The 19,149-nt window shown below is 74.9% G+C and carries 15 protein-coding genes, 2 pseudogenes and 1 riboswitch; of the genes and pseudogenes, 5 read left to right on the top strand and 12 right to left on the bottom strand.

What is annotated here, in order from left to right:
• Window positions 1-22: 22 nt before the first annotated feature.
• The 10 genes and pseudogenes from L6E17_RS02065 to L6E17_RS02110 form a co-directional block, all read right to left on the bottom strand.
• The gene (locus L6E17_RS02065; RefSeq protein ID WP_236239060.1) at window positions 23-1,837 is read right to left on the bottom strand and encodes a hypothetical protein; all 1,815 of its coding nucleotides are present in this window, start codon (window positions 1,835-1,837) and stop codon (window positions 23-25) included.
• A 429-nt stretch (window positions 1,838-2,266) separates the two neighbouring features.
• Window positions 2,267-2,725, bottom strand: coding sequence for a PH domain-containing protein (locus L6E17_RS02070; protein ID WP_236239061.1), 459 nt, complete (start codon window positions 2,723-2,725; stop codon window positions 2,267-2,269).
• A 20-nt stretch (window positions 2,726-2,745) separates the two neighbouring features.
• Window positions 2,746-3,594 (bottom strand): ATP phosphoribosyltransferase, encoded by an 849-nt coding sequence (gene hisG / locus L6E17_RS02075; RefSeq protein ID WP_236239062.1) that lies wholly within the window; start codon window positions 3,592-3,594, stop codon window positions 2,746-2,748.
• 68 nt (window positions 3,595-3,662) lie between these two features.
• Window positions 3,663-3,935 carry a phosphoribosyl-ATP diphosphatase gene (locus L6E17_RS02080; RefSeq protein ID WP_071283635.1) on the bottom strand — a complete coding sequence of 91 codons (273 nt, stop codon included), beginning with the start codon at window positions 3,933-3,935 and terminating at the stop codon, window positions 3,663-3,665.
• Window positions 3,936-4,310: 375 nt separating this feature from the next.
• Window positions 4,311-4,796 carry a 6,7-dimethyl-8-ribityllumazine synthase gene (ribH, locus tag L6E17_RS02085; protein ID WP_071283632.1) on the bottom strand — a complete coding sequence of 162 codons (486 nt, stop codon included), beginning with the start codon at window positions 4,794-4,796 and terminating at the stop codon, window positions 4,311-4,313.
• Window positions 4,797-4,842: 46 nt separating this feature from the next.
• Window positions 4,843-6,237, bottom strand: a complete 1,395-nt coding sequence (gene ribB / locus L6E17_RS02090; RefSeq protein ID WP_236239063.1) for a 3,4-dihydroxy-2-butanone-4-phosphate synthase — start codon at window positions 6,235-6,237, stop codon at window positions 4,843-4,845.
• Entirely contained in the window at window positions 6,234-6,809 is a 576-nt protein-coding gene (locus L6E17_RS02095) for a nicotinamide mononucleotide transporter family protein (RefSeq protein ID WP_236239609.1), read from the bottom strand. The genes ribB and L6E17_RS02095 overlap by 4 nt, the downstream gene beginning before the upstream one ends.
• A 56-nt stretch (window positions 6,810-6,865) precedes the next feature.
• Window positions 6,866-7,474 (bottom strand): riboflavin synthase, encoded by a 609-nt coding sequence (locus tag L6E17_RS02100; RefSeq protein WP_236239064.1) that lies wholly within the window; start codon window positions 7,472-7,474, stop codon window positions 6,866-6,868.
• Window positions 7,475-8,583, bottom strand: a pseudogene (ribD, locus tag L6E17_RS02105) (bifunctional diaminohydroxyphosphoribosylaminopyrimidine deaminase/5-amino-6-(5-phosphoribosylamino)uracil reductase RibD).
• Window positions 8,584-8,751: 168 nt separating this feature from the next.
• A riboswitch (FMN riboswitch) is annotated at window positions 8,752-8,882 on the bottom strand.
• Between the two features lie 387 nt (window positions 8,883-9,269).
• Window positions 9,270-9,728 carry an OsmC family protein gene (locus L6E17_RS02110; RefSeq protein WP_236239065.1) on the bottom strand — a complete coding sequence of 153 codons (459 nt, stop codon included), beginning with the start codon at window positions 9,726-9,728 and terminating at the stop codon, window positions 9,270-9,272.
• A 66-nt stretch (window positions 9,729-9,794) separates the two neighbouring features.
• On the opposite strand from L6E17_RS02110, the gene L6E17_RS02115 reads away from it, so the two are divergent.
• Window positions 9,795-10,502 (top strand): helix-turn-helix transcriptional regulator, encoded by a 708-nt coding sequence (locus L6E17_RS02115; protein ID WP_236239066.1) that lies wholly within the window; start codon window positions 9,795-9,797, stop codon window positions 10,500-10,502.
• A 586-nt stretch (window positions 10,503-11,088) separates the two neighbouring features.
• On the opposite strand, the gene L6E17_RS02120 is transcribed toward L6E17_RS02115, so the two are convergent.
• Complete coding sequence (locus L6E17_RS02120; RefSeq protein ID WP_236239067.1) at window positions 11,089-11,547, bottom strand: hypothetical protein; 459 nt, start codon at window positions 11,545-11,547, stop codon at window positions 11,089-11,091.
• A gap of 354 nt (window positions 11,548-11,901) precedes the next feature.
• Between L6E17_RS02120 and L6E17_RS02125 the strand changes: the two genes are divergently transcribed.
• The 3 genes from L6E17_RS02125 (at window position 11,902) to L6E17_RS02135 (ending at window position 16,274) form a co-directional block, all read left to right on the top strand.
• Window positions 11,902-14,247, top strand: coding sequence for a chitinase C-terminal domain-containing protein (locus L6E17_RS02125; protein ID WP_268984769.1), 2,346 nt, complete (start codon window positions 11,902-11,904; stop codon window positions 14,245-14,247).
• A gap of 308 nt (window positions 14,248-14,555) precedes the next feature.
• The gene (locus L6E17_RS02130) at window positions 14,556-15,473 is read left to right on the top strand and encodes an RNA polymerase sigma-70 factor (protein ID WP_308315809.1); all 918 of its coding nucleotides are present in this window, start codon (window positions 14,556-14,558) and stop codon (window positions 15,471-15,473) included.
• Between the two features lie 51 nt (window positions 15,474-15,524).
• Window positions 15,525-16,274, top strand: a complete 750-nt coding sequence (locus L6E17_RS02135; protein ID WP_236239611.1) for an SDR family oxidoreductase — start codon at window positions 15,525-15,527, stop codon at window positions 16,272-16,274.
• Window positions 16,275-16,601: 327 nt separating this feature from the next.
• On the opposite strand, the pseudogene L6E17_RS02140 reads toward L6E17_RS02135, so the two are convergent.
• A pseudogene (locus L6E17_RS02140) lies at window positions 16,602-17,782 on the bottom strand (ROK family protein); the annotation flags it as partial.
• A gap of 88 nt (window positions 17,783-17,870) precedes the next feature.
• Between L6E17_RS02140 and L6E17_RS02145 the strand changes: the two are divergent.
• Window positions 17,871-19,079, top strand: a complete 1,209-nt coding sequence (locus tag L6E17_RS02145; RefSeq protein ID WP_236239069.1) for an MFS transporter — start codon at window positions 17,871-17,873, stop codon at window positions 19,077-19,079.
• The last annotated feature ends 70 nt before the right edge of the window (window positions 19,080-19,149 follow it).

The following is a 19,149-nucleotide window of genomic DNA, read 5'->3' on the forward strand; positions in this document are numbered from 1 at the left end:
CCGGCCTTCCGGCCCGGCCGCCTCAGTCCGCCCCGCCCTGCCGGGGTCCGCCGTCCCGGGGGTCCTCGCCGCGCCTCCGCAGGACCGCGCGCGCCCGGTCGCCGGCCTCGGGGTCGTCGTGTGCCCCGTGCAGCACCGCCGAGGGGATGCCCGCGTCGTCCAGGCGGTCCAGGAGGCCCGGGCTGTCGGCGGGAACGGCGGCGAGCAGCTCGCGCCAGCCGGGGTCGCCGCCGTGGGAGGCGGCCCAGCGGGCGAGTTCCGTGACGGCGGCGGTCGGCGGCCAGGGCTCCACCGCTGCCACCAGGGTCCGGGCGTCCCAGGCGAGCACCTCCTCCCGGTCGGGGGCGGCGACATGGCCCGTGTGCAGGACGTGACGCATCACAGCGGCCCCCAAAGGGGTGAGTCCGAAGGCGTCCCCGGTGCGGAAGACGCAGCCGGTGCGGGCGAGCCGGTCGACGGTGAAGGCCAGCGCACGGGCGTGCCGGTCCACTTCGGCGCGTTCCTCTTCGCTCACCGCGGGCGCGTGGAGCAGCTCGGCGAGCGCGCCGGCGGACGGGGTGGCGTACGGGCCGGGAGGCGCGGGCGGCACCGGCACGGGGCTGTACTCCAGTTCCTGGGACATCGGCCAGCCGGCCGCGTCGGCCGCCCTGCGGGCCACGGAGTCGGGGGTGCAGCCCCGGTCGTAGCAGGCGTAGAGCACGTGCACCGCGTCGATGAACTCGTCCGGCGCCGGGGCGCCCTCGGCGGACGCGCTGTGCTCCGCGGCCAGGGCGAGGATGTCGGCGGCGAGTTCGACGACCTCCTCGGGGGTGCCCGAGGCCCACACCGGTTCGGCGTGGCCCGGGAAGCCGCACCGCTCCGCGAGCGGCCGGAGCTCGTCGTCGTCCGCGGCGCCCGTGGCGAGGGCGGCGGGCAGCGGCGCGGCGTGCAGCAGGCCGAGCAGCTCGCCGGGCTCGGGCAGGGCGGGCGGCGGGGGCAGGGGCACGCCGGAGTCGCCGGTGTAGTCGAGGTGCTGGTCGAGCAAACCGTCCGCGAGGGCCAGGTGCGGCACCGTCTCGGGGCCGGGCGCGAGCCGGGCGTACGGGCCGGCCAGGGCGGCGGTGAGCCCCGCGGCGGTCCAGCGGTCGAGCAGCGCGTCGGCGACGCGGTCCAGCTCCTCGGCGAGGGCCTGCTCCGGGTCCCCTGAGGACAGCGCGTCCCGGGTGGCGGGCGGTAGCAGGGGGCCGGACGGGGAGGGGTCCTCGACATCGCGCGCGAAGGCGGCGAGGAGGCGCTCGGTCAGCGCGGTCCGGACCTCGAAGGTCCGCCGGGCGAGGTCGGTGCGCTGGAGCGGCGGCGGCGGAAAAGGCCGGGAGGCGTGCGGCAGCGCGTCCAGGGCGGCCAGCCGTTCCCGTACGGCGCCGGGGTCTGCGGTGTCCACCCCGTCGGCCCGCAGCAGGGACGCGTACCAGCGGTGCCAGGTCAGCGCCCACGGGTCCGCGCATGCCTGGCGCACGTCGGGGAGCAGGGCCGTCGCGGCGGCGAGGAGCCGGTCGCGGCGCTTGCCGTTCAGGCGGCCCGCGGCGCGCACCCGGTCGGCGAGCGCGGCGACCACGGCGGGGACCGCGTCGAGCTCCGCGGGGGCGAGGTCGGCGAAGGCGGGCAGGTCGTCCCGGAGCACCTCGGTGACCAGCGGGGGTGTCGGCTCGGGCAGCCCGCTCCTGCGGTCCGCACCGCGCAGCGCGAGCAGGGTGAGGAGCGCGTCCGCGGTGCGCGGGGGCAGGTCCGCGCCCTGCTCCTGTCGCGCCCAGGAAAGGAGGTCCTCAAGTCCGACGTCGAGTGCAGCGCTTCGGTTCACCGGGGGAGCCTATGAGCGGGCGGTCCCGATGGCGCGGCACGTCCGGGGGTCATGCTCCGATCGGGTGAAGCCGGGCCGTCCGATGGCGGCGGCCCGGGCGGGGCTCCTTACGGGCGGTCCACGCGGGGGCGCGGGGGCGCGGGCGCGGCGCCGCGCGCAACCGGGCCTGGCGGCCACCGGACCTCCTGCAGGACCGCGAAGACACAACGGTCCGCCGGCCGGGGCGCCGGCGGACCGAGGGGGTGCGGCCTGGGGCTGAGGTCGCGGTCGACGAGGCTGCGCGCCCTCCGTGAAAGCGATGGCGTGGTCAACGCCTACTGGCGAAAGCTGCGCGGCGCCGTCCCCACGGTCCTGCCCTCCGCCGGTGCCGGGCAGTGCCCGGCGGTCCGGTGCGTGCCCGGCGGTCCGGTCGCTACGTGCCGGGGCCGGTCAGTGCCCGTCGGTGCCGGTGCCCCGGGATTCGGCCAGGGCGCGCAGGGCCTGGGCGTCGCGGATGGCCTGTGCCTTCCCGATGCCGGGCTGGATGCCGAGCGCGGGCAGGCTGGTGCCGTCGCTGAGGTCGAGGAACACCCAGGGGTCGCCGACCCGCAGGTTGACGCGCAGGATCTCCGCCCAGGAGAGGCGGCGGGTCCGGGTCAGGTTGACGACGGTGACGCCGTCCTCGTCCGCGACGACCTTGGGTCGGCTGAGCAGGATGAGCACGCCGTAGAAGAGCGCGGCGGTGAACACGAAACTGACCCGCTCCGCCGAGCTCAACCGTTCCAGCGTCAGGGCGACGATCGTGATGACGGCGAACATGACCGCCCCTACGGCCAGCAGGACGGCGCGGGTGCGCCGCGGCCGGAAGGTGACGGGGAGGGCGGGCGGTACGGGGGCTGCGTCAGACATGGGCCATGGGGCTTTCCGGCTCAGAGGCGGCAGGCGTGGATCGCCGTCGTGAGGATGGCGCGGGCTCCCAGCGCGTACAGGTCGTCCATGATGCGCTGGGCGTCCTTGGCGGGGACCATCGCCCGGACGGCGACCCAGCCCTCGTTGTGGAGGGGGGAGATGGTCGGCGACTCCAGGCCGGGGGTCAGGGCGACGGCCTGCTCCAGGTGCTCCGCACGGCAGTCGTAGTCCATCATCACGTAGCTGCGGGCCACCAGCACGCCCTGGAGGCGGCGCAGGAAGCGCTCCACCTCGGGGTCCTGGGCGGGGGCGCCGGTGCGGCGGACCACCACGGCCTCGGAGGTGAGGATCGGCTCGCCGACCACCTCCAGGCCGGCGTTGCGCAGCGAGGTGCCGGTCTCGACGACGTCCGCGATGACCTGGGCGACACCGAGCTGGATGGCGGTCTCGACGGCGCCGTCGAGGTGGACGACGGAGGCGTCGATGCCGTGGTCGGCGAGGTGCTTGGCGACGATGCCCTCGTACGAGGTGGCGATGGTCATGCCGGAGAAGTCGGCGGGGCCGCTCGCGGTGCCGGGCCGGGTGGCGTAGCGGAACGTCGACCGGGCGAAGCCGAGCTCCAGGATCTCCTCGGCGTTGGCGCCGGAGTCCAGCAGCAGGTCGCGGCCGGTGATGCCGATGTCGAGCTTGCCGGAGGCGACGTAGATGGCGATGTCCCGGGGGCGGAGGTAGAAGAACTCGACCTCGTTGCCCGGGTCGACCAGCACGAGCTCCTTGGACTCCTTGCGCTGCTTGTAGCCGGCCTCATGGAGCATCGCCGACGCAGGTCCGGAGAGAGAACCCTTGTTGGGGACGGCGATGCGCAGCATGGGGCGGGCTTCCTTTGCTCGGAGTGCGGCGGTGGGTGCGGGTGGTGCGGTGCGGCGGACGGGACGGCTCAGAGGTGGGCGTAGACGTCGTCGAGGGTGATCCCGCGCGCGACCATCATCACCTGGACGTGGTACAGCAGCTGGGAGATCTCCTCGGCGGCGGCTTCCTTGCCTTCGTACTCGGCGGCCATCCACACTTCGGCGGCCTCCTCGACGACCTTCTTGCCGATGGCGTGCACCCCCTTGTCCACCAGTTCGGCGGTGCGGGAGGTGGCGGGGTCGCCGGTCCTGGCCTTGAGCTCCAGCTCTGCGAAGAGCTCTTCGAAGGTTTTGTTCGCCATGATGGTCCTAAGCCTACGGGGTGTGCGGAGCGGAACGTGCAGCGCGTCCGGCCGGTGGGACGGGCCGCCCTGGGTCCCGGGCCCCGCGCGCGGGGTCCGCGGGCCCGGCAAGGGGACCCGCGGGCGCAGGGCCCGGTCCGGACCTGCGGGCTCCTTGGCGAGGCGGTGCCTGCGGGCGCCCTGGCCAGGCAGGGCCTGCGGGTTCCGAGGAGGGGCGGGCCCGGGTCCGCCCGGGCTGAAGCCCGGACGCGCAGGATCCGCCCCTACGGGGCCCTGTCGCCACCGGGTCCCGTCGCGACCGGTGTCTGCCCGCTTCCGGGGTGCGTGGTCACCGGGGCCCGCCGGCCTTGCGGCGCCCGCCCGCCGTCCGGGCCGTCAGCGCCAGGGTTCGCTGACCGTGCGCAGCGTCAGGGCGGTGGCGACGGCGGCGGTCACCGCTTCGTGGCCCTTGTCCTCGTTCGAGCCCTCGATGCCGGCGCGGTCGAGGGCCTGCTCCTCGGTGTCGCAGGTCAGGACGCCGAAGCCGACGGGGACGCCGGTGTCGACGGAGACCTGGACGAGGCCCTGGGTGACGCCCTGGCACACGTAGTCGAAGTGCGGGGTGCCGCCGCGGATGACGACGCCGAGGGCGACGACCGCGTCGTAGCCGCGGCCGGCGAGGACCTTGGCGACCACGGGCAGCTCGAAGCTGCCGGGCACGCGCAGGACGGTGGGCTCGTCGATGCCGAGCTCGTGCAGGGCGCGCAGGGCGCCGCCGACCAGGCCGTCCATGACCTTCTCGTGCCACTGGGCCGCGATGACGGCGACGCGGAGGTCGCCGGCGTTCTTCACGGTCACTTCGGGTGCGCCCTTGCCGCTCACGTTGCTCCTCGGTGCTGTACGGGTGGGTGGGTGGGATGGTTCGGGGTCACTGGGCCGCGCAGGTGGGCACGCCGGCCGGCTCGTCGAGCCAGGGCAGGTCGTGTCCCATGCGGTCCCGCTTGGTGCGCAGGTAGCGCACGTTGTGCTCGCCGGCCTGGACGGGCATGGGCTCTCGGCCGGTCACGGCGATGCCGTGGCGGGTGAGCGCGTCCGTCTTGTCCGGGTTGTTGGTGAGCAGCCGGACGCTGCGGACCCCCAGGTCGGTGAGCATCCGCGCGCCGGCGGCGTAGTCGCGGGCGTCGGCGGGCAGGCCCAGCTCCAGGTTGGCGTCGAGGGTGTCGCGGCCCTGCTCCTGGAGTTCGTACGCGCGGAGCTTGGGCAGCAGGCCGATGCCGCGGCCCTCGTGGCCGCGCAGGTAGACGACGACGCCGCGGCCGGCCTGGGTGATCCGGTCCATGGCGGCGCGCAGCTGCGGCCCGCAGTCGCAGCGCAGGGAGTGGAAGACGTCGCCGGTGAGGCACTCGGAGTGGACGCGGACCAGCACGTCGTCGCCGTCGCCGAGGTCGCCGTGGACGAGGGCGACGTGCTCGACGCCGTCGGCGGTGGAGCGGTAGCCGTAGGCGGTGAAGGCGCCGTGCGCGGTGGGGAGGGTGACCTCGGCCTCGCGGCGTACGACGGCGGTCTCGGCGGCCCGGTCGGCGGGGGCCTCGGGGCCGGCGTCGGCGATGCCGGCGGGGGCGGTCGGGTCCGTGTCGGCGGGGAGGGCGGCCGGGGCCTCGGTGGCCCGGCGGTGGGCGATGAGGTCCTCGATGGAGACGATCGTCAGCCCGTGCTTGCGGGCGAACGGGACGAGCTCGGGCAGCCGCAGCATGACGCCGTCCTCGCCCGCGATCTCGACGATGGCGCCGGCGGGGCGCAGTCCGGCGAGGCGGGCGAGGTCGACGGCGGCCTCGGTGTGGCCGGGGCGGACGAGGACGCCGCCGCTGCGGGCCCGCAGCGGAAAGATGTGGCCGGGGCGGACGAAGTCGGACGGCTGGGCGGTGCCGTCGGCGAGGAGCCGGAGGGTGGCCGCGCGGTCGGCGGCGGAGATCCCGGTGGTGACGCCGTGGGCGGGGCCCGCGTCGACGGAGACGGTGAAGGCGGTCTTCATCGACTCGGTGTTGTCGTCGACCATCTGCGGCAGTTCGAGGCGGTCGAGCTCGTCGCCCTCCATGGGGGCGCAGATGAGGCCGCGGCACTCGCTCATCATGAACGCCACGATCTCGGGGGTGATCTTCTCGGCGGCGATGACGAGGTCGCCCTCGTTCTCGCGGTCCTCGTCGTCGACGACCACCACGGGCCGGCCGGCGGCGATGTCGCGGACGGCCTGCTCGACGGAGTCGAGGGTGAGGTCCTCGGCGTCCCAGTCGGGGAGCGCGGCGAGCTGGGGTGCGGTGGTCATGCGGGGGCTCCTTCCAGGGCGGGCTGCCGGGAGCGCAGCCACCAGTCGCGCATGCCCCACAGGACGAGCGCGCCGTAGAGGACGTAGACGAATCCGGAGAAGGCGAGGCCGCTGCTGAAGGCGAGGGGGACGCCGACCACGTCGACGAGGAGCCACGCGAACCAGAACTCGACAAGGCCGCGGGCCTGGGCGACCATCGCGACGAGGGTGCCGACGAAGATGTAGGCGTCGGCCCACGGGCTCCAGGAGAGCGACGGGTAGAGGGTGAAGAGCCCCCCGACGGCGAGGGTGCCGAGGGCGGCGCCGCCGGCGAGCAGCGCGCGCTCCTTCCCGGTGGCGAACCGGACGGCGAGGGAGCCGTCCTGGGCCTGCTGCTTGCCGAGGGTCCACTGGCGCCAGCCCCAGGCGGCGACGGCGATGACCAGGAGCTGCTTGCCGACGCCGCCGCTGAGCTGGGCCGAGGCGTAGGCCGCGACGAGGACGAGGCCGGAGAGCAGCTGGGCGGGCCAGGTCCAGATCGAGCGGCGCCAGCCGAGGGCGAGGGCGGCGAGGCCGATCACGTTGCCGATCATGTCGGACCACTTGATGGCCTGCCCGAAGGCGGTGAAGGCGACGGAGTTGAGGGTGTTCACCGGGTGTCTCCCGGTGCGCGGTCGCCGAGGAGGCGCTCGACGTACTTGGCGATGACGTCGACCTCCAGGTTCACCGGGTCGCCGGGCTGCTTGGTGCCGAGGGTGGTGAGGGCGAGGGTGGTGGGGATGAGGCTGATGGTGAAGTGGTCGGGTCCGGCCTCGACGACGGTGAGGCTGACCCCGTCGACGGTGATCGAGCCCTTCTCGACGACGTAGCGGGAGAGTTCCGCCGGGAGGGAGATCTTGACGATCTCCCAGTTCTCGGAGGGGGTGCGGGCGAGGATGGTGCCGGTGCCGTCGACGTGGCCCTGGACGATGTGCCCGCCGAAGCGGCCGTCGGCGACCATGGGCCGCTCCAGGTTGACGCGGGAGCCGACGGCGAGGGCGCCGAGGCCGGAGCGCTTGAGGGTCTCGGCCATCACGTCGGCGGTGAACTCGTCGCCCTCGTGGTCGACCACGGTGAGGCAGACGCCGTTGACGGCGATGGAGTCGCCGTGCTTGGCGCCCTGGGTGACGACGGGGCCGCGCAGGCGGAAGCGGGAGGAGTCGCCGAGGTCCTCGACGGCGGTGACCTCACCCAGTTCTTCGACGATTCCGGTGAACACTCAGCGCTCCTTGGGGGTGGCGGCGGGAGGGGCGGGGACGGCCGTGACGCGCAGGTCGGGGCCGATGCGGACGGTCTCGGTGACGTGCAGCCGCAGCGCGTCGGCGATGGTGGTGACGCCGGCGTCGCCGAGGGCGGCGGGGCCGGCGCCGAGGAGCGCGGGCGCGAGGTAGCCGACGACCTCGTCGACGGCTCCGGCGGCGGCGAAGGCCCCGGCGAGGGTGGCGCCGCCTTCGAGGAGGACGGACCGTACCTCGCGCTCGTGGAGGGCGGCGAGGAGGGCCGGGACGTGCAGGCCGCGTCCGCTCGCCGCTCTCGGGAGCCGTACGACGTCGACCCCGGCGAGGTGGTCGGTGGCGGCGTCCTCGGCGACGGCGATCAGGGTGGGTGCGGCGTCGTCCAGGACGCGGGCGCCGGGCCGGACGGCGGTGGCCTCGGTGTCGACGACGACGCGCAGGGGCTGGACCGCGCCTTCGATGCCGCGTACGGCGAGGTGCGGGTCGTCGGTGCGGGCGGTGCCCGAGCCGACGAGGACGGCGTCGGACTCGGCGCGCAACCGGTGGACGTCCGCGCGGGCCGCGGCCGAGGTGATCCAGCGGCTGGTGCCGTCGGCGGCGGCGGTGCGGCCGTCGAGGGTGGCGGCGTACTTCCAGCGGACCCGGGGCCGGTGCAGGCGCACGGCGGTGAGCCAGGCGGCGTTGCCCGCCTCCGCCTCGTCGGCGAGGAGGCCGCCCTCGACCTGCACCCCGGCGGCCCGCAGGGTGTCGGCGCCGCCGCGGGCCTGCGGGTTCGGGTCGGCGACGGCGTACACCACGCGGGTGACGCCGGCCTCGACGAGCGCTTGGGCGCAGGGGCCGGTGCGGCCGGTGTGGTTGCAGGGTTCGAGCGTGACGTACGCGGTGCCGCCGCGGGCCAGGACGCCGCCCGGCGCAGGGCGTTCACCTCGGCGTGCGGGCCGCCGGCGCGTTCGTGGTACCCGGCGCCGACCTCGTGTCCCGAGGCGTCCAGGACGACGCAGCCGACGACGGGGTTGGGGCGCGTGGAGCCGAGTCCGCGGGCGGCGAGCGCGATGGCTCGGCGCATGGCGTTCACGTCGGCTTCTGTGGCCACCGGGTCCTCCTGCCTCCTCGGGCACGGACTCCGGGGCCTGCCGTCGGTGGCGACGGCAGAGAGCGGGAACGGCGCCGCCGGCAGGGTGCGCCGACACCGCGTCGCACCGGTCTCCGGGGTGCCCGGTGACCGGCAGACGGCCGGTGAGGCCCCTGGGGGCTCCGCCCGCCGCGCACTGCCTCCCATCCGGACTTTCACCGTCGGTCCAGGAGTTTCACCTGGTCAACCGGCCACTGGATGCGGCCGGGTCGCGGACTGTAACCGCCGGTTCGGAATTACACCGACCCCGGAGTGCGCTGCTGCTGATACAGGCCCCAGTGTGCCATGGCGCCACGCCGGGCACGCGGGTGATCCACTGTGGGGTGACTCACAGCGCGCCAGGGGAATGAGCGCCGGCCCGGCGCCGCACCGGTGGCTCCGCCGGGGAGGCCGCCGCCCCGGCTCCCCGCGAGCGGTCCGGCTCTGCGGCGAACGGGCGGGCCGGCTTCGTCCACGGGAACGGGTTCCGCCACAACATCCGTGAAACCGCGCCGGCCGGGCCCGTGCCCGCCCCTGGACGCCGCTGGTCTACTGGTCTGCTGGTCTGCTGGTCTGCTGGTCTGTCAGGGGCGTCGGTCTCGGATACCGGGGTCGGTTCGACTCCACGGGAGTCGGGCCGGAACCCGTTCTCATGGGCGGGGCCACGGTCACGCGGTCACCACCGTCGTGGTCACGTCGACAGGGATCGAGAGCGAGTTGGCGACATAGCAGGCGCGGTGGGCTTGTTCGGCCAGCTCCCGGACCTCGGCCTCGTCGGTCCCGGCGGCCACGGTGACGGTGACGGCCAGGCGGATCGCCCCGAGGCGGGCGGGCGCGGCCGTCAGGTCGAGGTGGCTGGCCGCGTGGTCGTCGTAGGACAGCACGCTGATGCCGCTGCGGGCGGCGGCGCCCAGGAAGGACAGCATCTGGCAGGAGGAGGCGGCGATGACGACAAGCTGTTCCGGGTTGAGCCGCTCAGGGCTGCCCCGGAACGCCGGGTCAGCACTCAGCGCCACTTCCGCGGCGGCGGGTGGCGCGGTGGCGACGTGGTCGCGGGAGTAGGAGCGGATCCCGGCTGCGGTGGAACCGTCCCAGTGCAGGTGGGCGGCGTAGGCATGGGCAGTCATGGACGGGACGGTAGGCCCGGGACGTTTCGGCGGTCACCGAAGCATCGGCGCCCTACCCTCGTGGCCATGAGCAGGGACCGGGACTTCACCACGCTGGGCAGAGCGCTGTCCGCTCCGGCACGTTCGGTGTTCTTGAACCTGCTGATGGACGGCACCGTGCGTCCCGCGGGCGAGCTGGCCCGGGCGGCGGGGGTGAGTGCCTCGACGGCCTCGGAGCACCTGGGGGTGCTGGTCGACTCGGGCGTGGTGGTCTGCCGGCCCCGCGGGCGGCGCCGCTACTACGCGCTGGCCGGCGCGGAGGTCGCCACCGCGCTGGAGGCGCTGGGGGCGCTCGCGGACGCGGCTCCGGTCACGGGGTACCGGCGCAGCCGCCAGGCCGAGCACCTGGCAGAGGCCCGGTTCTGCTACGACCACCTCGCCGGCCGCCTGGGCGTGGCGCTGGCGGACGCCTGGGTGCGCGCCGGGTGGCTCTCCGGCCGTGACACGTTCGCTCCCACCGATGCCGGTGTGGCCGGACTGGGGGAGATCGGAGTGGACGTCGACGGCGCTCTGCAGGCCCGGCGTGCCACGACACGGGCGTGCCCGGACTGGACCGAACGGCGGCCGCACCTGGCCGGCGCGCTCGGCGCCGCGGTGGGGAAGCGGTTCCTGGACGCTGGGTGGGTGACGCGGCGCCCGTCCGGGCGCGGTCTGGACGTCACCGAAGCCGGCCACGCGGTCGTGCGGGGAGTCTGGGGCATCGACTTCTCCGATGCGACCCGATCGAGCGGCTGAGCGGGCTTCGCCGAGGAGGCGCCGGCACCGGGTGGCCCAGCCTGCTCCGAGGAGCCCGTGCCCCGCGTGGGTGCGGAACGGCCGTCCCGCACCGACCGCCGCCGAGTCCGGGACACGATCGACCCGGCCGGTCGGCGTGGGGGCGTGAGCGGCGAACGGTGTGAGCGGCGTGGAGGGCGTGAGCGGCGAACGGCATGGGCGGCGTGGACGGCGTGAGCGGCGAACGGCATGGGCGAGCCTGGACCGCGCCGAGGTCCCGCCTTCGGCGGCCCCGCCGCCCCGGGCCTGCACCCCTGCCGGCTCGGACCCGCGGGGGCCCTGCCGGCTGCGGGTCCGCCTCGGACGGCCCCCGGCCCGCACGCTCATCCGCCCGCCGGCCCGGGCGGACGCCGGTGACCCGATCGACCCCCGTCGCGACCGTGGACCCCGCGCAGGCAGGGCGACGCGGTCCCCGACGTCCCGGGTGACCGCGGCAGCGCTCCGCGGAGCGCGGGCCGCCGGCAGGGACCGCCTCCGGGCGCCGACCCGTTCCCGCCACGCGCGCAGCCGGCGGAAGGCGCGCCCGGCGCCCCGGCAGGGCCGCGCGTCACGAGCAGTGCACCCGCCCGCTCCCAGAGCCCGCCACCGTGTAGTGCCCCGGAGCGGTCTCGTGCGGCGTCCAGTAGATGACCTTGAAGTCGCCCGATCGGATCCCGGTCTGCCGCTCCTTCGCCGTGGTGGCCCACTGCCAGGCCCAGTGGGTGAAGCCCCAGGAGTCCTTCCACGTGGCCATGCCGTGGTAGTAGCCGTTCTCCAAGCCGGGGTCGGCGTGGCGGTGGTAGAGGCCGTACCAGTCGCGGGTGTGCTCCCACGTGCCCTCGTACCCGAAGGCGACATAGCCGCCGTCGCACCTGACATAGGGGTAGGCGTAGTACTCGTCGGCGTGTGCGGGGGCGGACGGGCTTCCGGCGGATGTCCCCGCAGGGGGCGCGGCCGCTGCGACGGGCGCCTGTGTGGCGCCGAGCAGGGCGAGGACCGCGAGGGTGACACCGAGGGCCTTGCGCATGCGTGTTCCTTTCGAGTGCCGGCGCCGCCTGCCTTTCCGTGCAGGCGCGTGGACGCCACCCGGTTGGTGCCCCGGCCCCGTTCAAGCATGTGGGCATGGCGATTCCCCGCCAGACAGTCCCCGCGACACCGGGCGGCCGGGCGACCGGTCCGGCATCCGCGATCACGGCCGCAGCGAACAAACTCCCCTATTGGTCCAGACCTATTGACGCTTTGGTCTAGTCCTCTTAATGTCGGCGTCATCTCTCCGCGGAGCCGGCCCACGGTGTGCGCACATCCGGGCCGGGCACGACCAACCCCCTGCCAGAAGCCGCACGTTGTGTGAAGCCCGACTCCCCAGGAGGAGCCGACCGTGCTGTCAACCCCCCGTGCGAGAGCCTCGCTGCTCGCATCCGGCGCAGCCGTCGCCGGACTGCTGCTGACCTCGCTCTCCGGTGGCGTCTCGCACGCCGCCGACCACGAGTCCTGCCGCCCCGACGGCCTGTACACGACGCCCGGCGTCGACGTCCCGTACTGCTCGGTCTACGACGCCGAGGGCCGCGAGAAGATGGGCGCCGACCACCAGCGGCGCGTCATCGGCTACTTCACCGGCTGGCGGACCGGCAAGGACGGCACCCCCGCCTACCTCGCCAAGGACATCCCGTGGGACAAGATCACCCACATCAACTACGCCTTCGCCCACGTCGGCGGTGACAACAGGATCTCCGTCGGCTCCGACGGCCCGAACAACGCCGCCACCGGGATGACCTGGCCCGGCGTGCCCGGTGCCGAGATGGACCCGGCACTGCCCTACAAGGGCCACTTCAACCTGCTGAACAAGTTCAAGAAGCAGCACCCCGACGTCAAGACGCTGATCTCGGTCGGCGGCTGGGCGGAGACCGGCGGCTACTTCGACGACAGCGGCAAGCGCGTCGCGTCCGGCGGCTTCTACACGATGGCCACCAACGCCGACGGCTCGGTCAACCAGGCCGGCATCGACACGTTCTCGGACTCGGCGGTCGACTTCATCCGGAAGTACGGCTTCAACGGCGTCGACATCGACTACGAGTACTCGACCACGATGAAGGACGCCGGCAACCCGCTGGACTGGCACATCTCCAACCCGCGCCGCGCCGGCCTGGTGCAGGGCTACTCCGCGCTGATGAAGACCCTGCGCGAGAAGCTCGACCGCGCGGGCGCCGCCGACGGCCGCCACTACATGCTGACCGTGGCCGCCCCGTCGTCCGGCTACCTGCTGCGCGGCATGGAGACGTACCAGCAGCAGAAGTACCTCGACTACGTCAACATCATGTCGTACGACCTGCACGGCGCCTGGAACGAGTACGTGGGGCCGAACGCCTCGCTCTTCGACGACGGCAAGGACGCCGAACTGGCCGCCGCCGGCGTCTACGGCGCCCAGCAGTACGGCGGCATCGGCTACCTCAACACCGACTGGGCCTACCACTACTTCCGCGGCTCGATGCCGGCCGGCCGCATCAACATCGGCCTGCCCTACTACACGCGCGGCTTCAAGAACGTGCAGGGCGGCACCGACGGACTGTGGGGCAAGGCCGCCACGACGGACTGCCCGGCGGGCTCCGGCCTGACCAAGTGCGGTGACGGCGCCGTCGGCATCGACAACCTCTGGCACGACAAGGACGACAACGGCAAGGAGTCCCCCGCGGGCTCCAACCCGATGTGGCACGCCAAGAACCTGGAGAAGGGCGTCGTCGGCGACTACCTCACCAGCTACGGCTTCCCCGCGGACACCCGGCTGACCGGCACCTACGACCGCAAGTACAGCTCCACGCTGGTCGCCCCGTGGCTGTGGAACGCCGAGAAGAAGGTCTTCCTGTCCACCGAGGACGAGCAGTCCGTCGCCGCCAAGGCCGACTACGTGGTGGACCGCGGCATCGGCGGCACGATGGTCTGGGAGCTGGCGGGCGACTACCAGTGGAACGCCGCCAAGGGCCAGTACGAGCCCGGCTCCACGCTCACCGGCCTGATGTACGACAAGTTCAAGTCCGCGGCGCCGTACGGAGCGACGGTCTCGAACAAGGCCCTGCCGACGAAGGCCGTCGACATCGACGTCCGGTTCGGCGAGTTCAAACTCGGCGACTCCAACTACCCGATCACGCCGAAGCTGAAGATCACCAACAACACGAAGACGGCACTGCCGGGCGGCACCGAGTTCCAGTTCGACTACGCGACCTCGGCCCCCGCCAACGCCTCCGACCAGTCCGGCTTCGGCGCCAAGGTGATCAGCAGCGACCACACGGGCAACAACATCGGCGGCCTGAAGGGCGACTTCCACCGCGTCTCGCTGAAGCTGCCGGCCTGGCAGTCGCTGGCCCCGGGCGCCTCGGTGGACCTGTCCTTCAACTACTACCTGCCGTTCTCCACGCCGTCGAACTGGACGGTGCAGATCGACGGCACCACCTACGCCCTCGCGGGCGGCCTGGCGCGCGGCACGACCGTGGTCGAGCCGGGCACCGGCACGGACCCGTCGCCGAGCCCGGACCCGACCAACCCGTCGCCCACCCCCACCCCGACCCCCGGTGTCTGCACCGAGCCGGCCTGGGACCGGGCGGCCGCCTACACCGGCGGCACGGAGGTCTCGCACAGCGGCCGCACGTGGAAGGCGAAGTGGTGGACGCAGGGCGAGGAGCCCGGCACGACCGGCGAGTGGGGCGTCTGGCAGGACCTCGGCACCTGCGGATGACGCGCGCGGACCACACCTGACGCCCGTCAGCTGACGGAGCGTCGAGAACGGGACCCGGTGGCGGCGAACGGCCCTTGCCCGCCACCGGGTCTCCCCTGTCCGCGCCCGCCTCCCCGGCGGGCGCGTTCCCGACGCGGCGCCGTGCCCGAGCGCGGCGCCGATCCTGAGCGCGGCGCGGGGCCTGAGCGCGGTGCCTGAGCGCGGCGCGAGGCCGAGCGCGGCGCGGTACCTGAGCGCGGTGCCGGGCGGGGTGTCCTCCGGCGGCACCTGGGCGCGGCCGCCCCCGGGACGGATGGCACGCTGGTGCCGTGACCGGTGCGACTGAGACGACCGACGAGTTCGAGAGCCACCGCCCCCGCATGTTCGGGCTGGCCTACCGCATGCTGGGCCAGGCCGAGGAGGCCGAGGACGTCGTGCAGGACGCGTTCCTGCGGTGGAGCGGCGCCGACCGGGCCGCCGTCGAGCGGCCCGGGGCGTGGCTGGCCAAGGTGGTCACGAACCTGTGCCTGAACCGGCTCACCTCCGCGCGCGCCCGGCGCGAGCAGTACCCGGGCCCGTGGCTGCCGGAGCCCGTGGCCACCGGCGACGGCACGCTCGGCCCGCTGGAGTCGGCCGAGCAGCGGGACACGGTGTCGACCGCGCTGCTGATGCTGCTGGAGCGGCTGACGCCGACGGAGCGGGCGGTGTACGTGCTGCGGGAGGCCTTCGCGTACAGCCACCGTGAGATCGCCGGGGTGCTGGACGTCAGCGAGGCCAACAGCCGCCAGCTGTACCGCAGGGCGGCCGCGCGGGTCGCCGAGCAGGAGACCCGGCGGACGGGCGCGGCGGACGAGCAGCGGCTGCGGGAGCTCGTGGAGGCCTTCGTCGCGGCGGCCCGCGAGGGCGACATGGCGGGCCTGGAGAAGCTGCTGGCCGCGGACGTGACCTTCTGGAGCGACGGCGGCGGCGTCGTCACGGCGGCCCGGCGGCCGATCGAGGGCCGGGACAAGGTGCTGCGCTTCCTCTTGGGGACGCCGATGCAGGCCATGGCGGTGCTGCGGCTCACGGTCGCGGAGCTCAACGGCGTACCGGCACTGGTGGCCTGGGCGGGCGACACGGTGGCCGCGGCGGCGGTGCTCGACGTGCGGGACGGGGCGGTCACCGCCGTGCGCTCGGTGCTCAACCCGGAGAAACTGACGTACCTGGGGCGCCAGCTGTCACATCCGGGGGCACCCGCCGGTTCATAGCGGCAGGGGGGCGCCCACCGGGGGCGCCCGGACAGGAGAGGGGCGCGGGCCATGGGCACGATCCTGGTGACCGGCGGCACGGGCACACTGGGGCGCCACGTCGCGGAGCTGCTGCGGACGGACGGCCGCGAGGTGCGGGTGCTGAGCCGCCGCTCGTCGCCGTACGCGGTGGACCTGCGGAACGGCAAGGGCCTCGACGCGGCGCTGGCGGGCGTGGACACGGTCGTGCACTGCGCGAGTTCGCCGCGCGGCGGCGACGACACGGCGGCACGGCACCTGATCGACGGCGCGCGGCGGGCCGGCGTGGGCCACGTCGCCTACATCTCGATCGTCGGCGTGGACCGGGTGCCGCTCGGCTACTACCGGACGAAGCTGGCCGTGGAGCGGCTGCTGGAGGGCTCCGGGCTGGGGTGGACGGTGCTGCGGACGACCCAGTTCCACGACCTGGTGCTGAAGGTGCTGGAGGCGTGCGCGAAACCTCCGGTGATGGCCGTTCCCGCAGGCGTCCCGGACCAGCCGATCGAGGTGACGGAGGTCGCCGCCCGGCTGGCCGAGCTCGCCGCGGGCCCACCGGCGGGCCGCGTGCCCGACATGGCCGGCCCTCAGGTGCGCCGCCTGGAGGACCTGGCCCGGTCCTACCTGCGGGCGGCCGGACGGCGCCGCCCCGTGCTGCCCGTTCCGCTGGCGGGCCGCACCTACCGCGCGTTCCGCGCCGGCGGCCATCTGGCGCCGGACCGGGCGGTGGGCCGCACGACCTTCGAGGACTTCCTGGCCCGGCACGTGCGCCCGGGCACGCGGTAGGCGCGGCGGCGGAGCGGCGGCGGGGCTGCCGCGCTGGGGCGCGCCCGCGCGCCCGAGCACCCGCGCCCGCCCACCCGGCAGCAGCCGACCCGGCCGGGAGGCGCCGCACGTGGTGCCGGAGAAAGCCGGAGGAAGCCCGCACCGGGGACGCGCGAAGGCAGGCGCGGGGAAGCGCGAGCCTCGAAGCGGCGGCTCGTGGAAGCGGGGATCTTCCGGGGGCCGGTGTGCACGGGCAGACGGGGCGCGCCGATGGGCGGCCCGGCGGGGCGGGACCGCGGGCACACGCGAGCGGGCACGCCCGTCACGTCCCCGCACCGGCGGCGGAGCGCCGAAGAGGTCGTCCTGGGCGGCGTCGCGGGCGGTGAGGAGGGCGCCGCGGAGTACCGCTCCCCCACCGAGGCAGCCGGCCCGCACCTCCGTACGGAGCGGGGACAGCGACGCCAGCCGGGCCTCGACCCGCGCGGCCAGCTCGGGCCCTCCCGCGTGGCCGGTCTCGCCGCCGAGCACGACGCAGCCGGGGTCGAGTACGGCGCTGACGGCGGCCGCGCCGAGCGCGATGCGCTCGGCCAGGGCGTCCAGGAAGCCGCCCGCCGGACGGCGCAGCGCGGCGCGGACCAGGGCCGCGCCCACCGGTTCGCCCTCCCCGCCCTGGGCGGCGGGGGCGTCGGCTTCGAGGCCGTACCCGCTCGCGAGGGTGCAGATCGCCGCGGACCCGGCGAGGGCGTGGAAACCGCCGGCGCAGTCCGACGCCGACGGCAGGCCGCCCGTGCCGGGCACTGGGAGGAAGCCGATCTCCCCCGCGCCGCCGGACGCGCCGCGGCGCAGGGAGCCGTCCAGGACGACGGCCGCGCCGACACCGTGCCCGAGCCACAGCAGCACGAACGTGTCACGGTCCCGGGCCGCGCCCTCGCGGGCCTCCGCGACCGCGGCGAGGTTCGTCTCGTTCTCGACCAGCACGGGCGCCGCAGCCGCTCGCGCAGGACGGCCACCAGGCGGCGGTGCCAGGCGGGCAGGCCCGCGGAGTCGCGCAGGACGCCGGCGGCGTCGATCAGGCCGGGCGCGCCGACGCCGACGGTGTGCAGCCGCGTCGCGCCCGCCGCGGCCACGGCTCCCTCCAGCAGCGCGGCGGCCCGCTCCACGGCCGGGGCCGTGTCCAGGTCCCCGCCGATGGGCGCGGACGCCTCGGCGAGCGTGGCGCCCAGCAGGTCCGTGACGGCGACCGACACGCTGCGCAGCCGTACGTCGAGGGCGGCGAGGTGGGCGCGGCCGGCGACGATCCCGTACACGCGGGCGTTCGGGCCGCGCCGCTCGGCGCCGGTCTCGCCGACGACCTCCACCAGTCCGGCGCGCCGGAGTCGTTCGAGGAGGTCGGCGACGGTGGGGCGGGACAGCCCCGTGAGCTGCTTCAACCGGCCCGCGGTCAACGGCCCTTCCTCCTGGAGCAGTCGCAGGGCGAGCCGGTCGTTGATGGCCCGGGCGGTGCTGGGGGAGGCGGGGGCGGTGGGCATGCGGCCGATCCTTTCAGATCTATCTTTCAGGAAGCCTTCCTGTTAACTTACTCGACGTACGTCGGGGACGATGGGCGGGGAGGGTCCTGTGCCGTTCGGCAAGGAGCGGGTGAGGCGGGCGCGGTTCGCGGTGGCCGCGGTGTTCTGCGTGCACGGCGCCGTGACGGGCAGTTTCGCGACGCGCATCCCGTGGATCCAGGAGCACGCGGGCGTGAGCGCCGGGCAGCTGGGGCTGGCGCTGGCGTTCCCGGCGCTCGGGGCGTCCCTGGCGATGCCGCTGGCCGCGGCGGTCAGCCACCGCTTCGGTGCCCGGTCGGCCCTGCGCGGCCTGCTCGCCCTGTGGACCCTGTCGCTCGCCCTGCCGTCCCTCGCGCCCGGATTGTGGACCCTGTGCGCCGCGCTCCTGGTCTACGGCGCGACCGCGGGCATGTCGGACGTGGCGATGAACGCCCTGGGCGTGGAGGTCGAGAACCGGCTCGGCCGGTCCATCATGTCCGGGCTGCACGGCATGTGGAGCGTGGGCGCCCTGATCGGCTCGGCCGCCGGCACGCTGGCCGCGCACCTGGGCGGTGACGCGCGGCTGCACCACCTGCTGGCCGCGGTGGTACTCACCGCCCTGGGCCTGGCGGCCTGCCAGGGCGTACTGGACGTGCGCAGCGCCCCGGACGAGGAACCGCCGCCGCGGTTCACGCTGCCGCCGCGGTCCGCCCTGGTGATCGGGGCGGTCGGCTTCTGCGGGGTGTTCGCGGAGGGCGCGAGCCTGGACTGGTCGGCGGTCTACCTGAAGGAGCAGCTCGGCACGTCTGCCGGGCTCGCGGCGGCCTCCACGACGGCGTTCGCGCTGACGATGGCGGTGGCGCGACTGGTGGGCGACCGGGTCGTGGACCGGTTCGGCGCGGTGCGGACGGTACGGGTCGGCGGCGTGGCGGCCACGGCGGGCGGGGTGCTCGTGGTGACGGCGCCCCACCCCGCGACCGCACTGGCGGGGTTCGGCCTGCTGGGCCTCGGGGTGGCCGTGGTCGTCCCGCTCGCCTTCGCGGCGGCGGCCCGCAGCGGCCCGAACCCGAGCCAGGCCATCGCCGGCGTCGCCACCATCACGTACACGTCCGGGCTGATCGCCCCGTCGCTGATCGGCGGGCTCGCCGACCTGACGTCCCTGGTCGTGTCCTTCGGCGTCGTCACGCTGCTGTGCGCCGGACTGGTGGCGGGTGCGGGGGTGCTCGGCACCGGGAACCGGCCCGCCCGCCTCACCCGCCAGGCCGCGGCGGGCGGGCGAGGCGACCGCAGGAAGAGCTGAGCCGCAGCCCTGAGCCTGAAGGCTGGAGCCGGAAGCCGGAAGCTGCATGCCGGAAGCCGGGAACCGGGAG

Source organism: Streptomyces sp. CC228A (assembly GCF_021390935.1).
Lineage (GTDB): Bacteria > Actinomycetota > Actinomycetes > Streptomycetales > Streptomycetaceae > Streptomyces.

What these genes read in the sequence shown, in the direction of transcription:
- L6E17_RS02070 (WP_236239061.1), bottom strand. Translation starts at nt 2,725, where the DNA reads ATGTCTGACGCAGCCCCCGTACCGCCCGCCCTCCCCGTCACCTTCCGG.
- ribB (WP_236239063.1), bottom strand. Translation starts at nt 6,237, where the DNA reads ATGACCACCGCACCCCAGCTCGCCGCGCTCCCCGACTGGGACGCCGAG.
- L6E17_RS02115 (WP_236239066.1), top strand. Translation starts at nt 9,795, where the DNA reads ATGAGCAGGGACCGGGACTTCACCACGCTGGGCAGAGCGCTGTCCGCT.
- L6E17_RS02095 (WP_236239609.1), bottom strand. Translation starts at nt 6,809, where the DNA reads ATGATCGGCAACGTGATCGGCCTCGCCGCCCTCGCCCTCGGCTGGCGC.
- L6E17_RS02080 (WP_071283635.1), bottom strand. Translation starts at nt 3,935, where the DNA reads ATGGCGAACAAAACCTTCGAAGAGCTCTTCGCAGAGCTGGAGCTCAAG.
- hisG (WP_236239062.1), bottom strand. Translation starts at nt 3,594, where the DNA reads ATGCTGCGCATCGCCGTCCCCAACAAGGGTTCTCTCTCCGGACCTGCG.
- L6E17_RS02120 (WP_236239067.1), bottom strand. Translation starts at nt 11,547, where the DNA reads ATGCGCAAGGCCCTCGGTGTCACCCTCGCGGTCCTCGCCCTGCTCGGC.
- L6E17_RS02135 (WP_236239611.1), top strand. Translation starts at nt 15,525, where the DNA reads ATGGGCACGATCCTGGTGACCGGCGGCACGGGCACACTGGGGCGCCAC.
- L6E17_RS02110 (WP_236239065.1), bottom strand. Translation starts at nt 9,728, where the DNA reads ATGACTGCCCATGCCTACGCCGCCCACCTGCACTGGGACGGTTCCACC.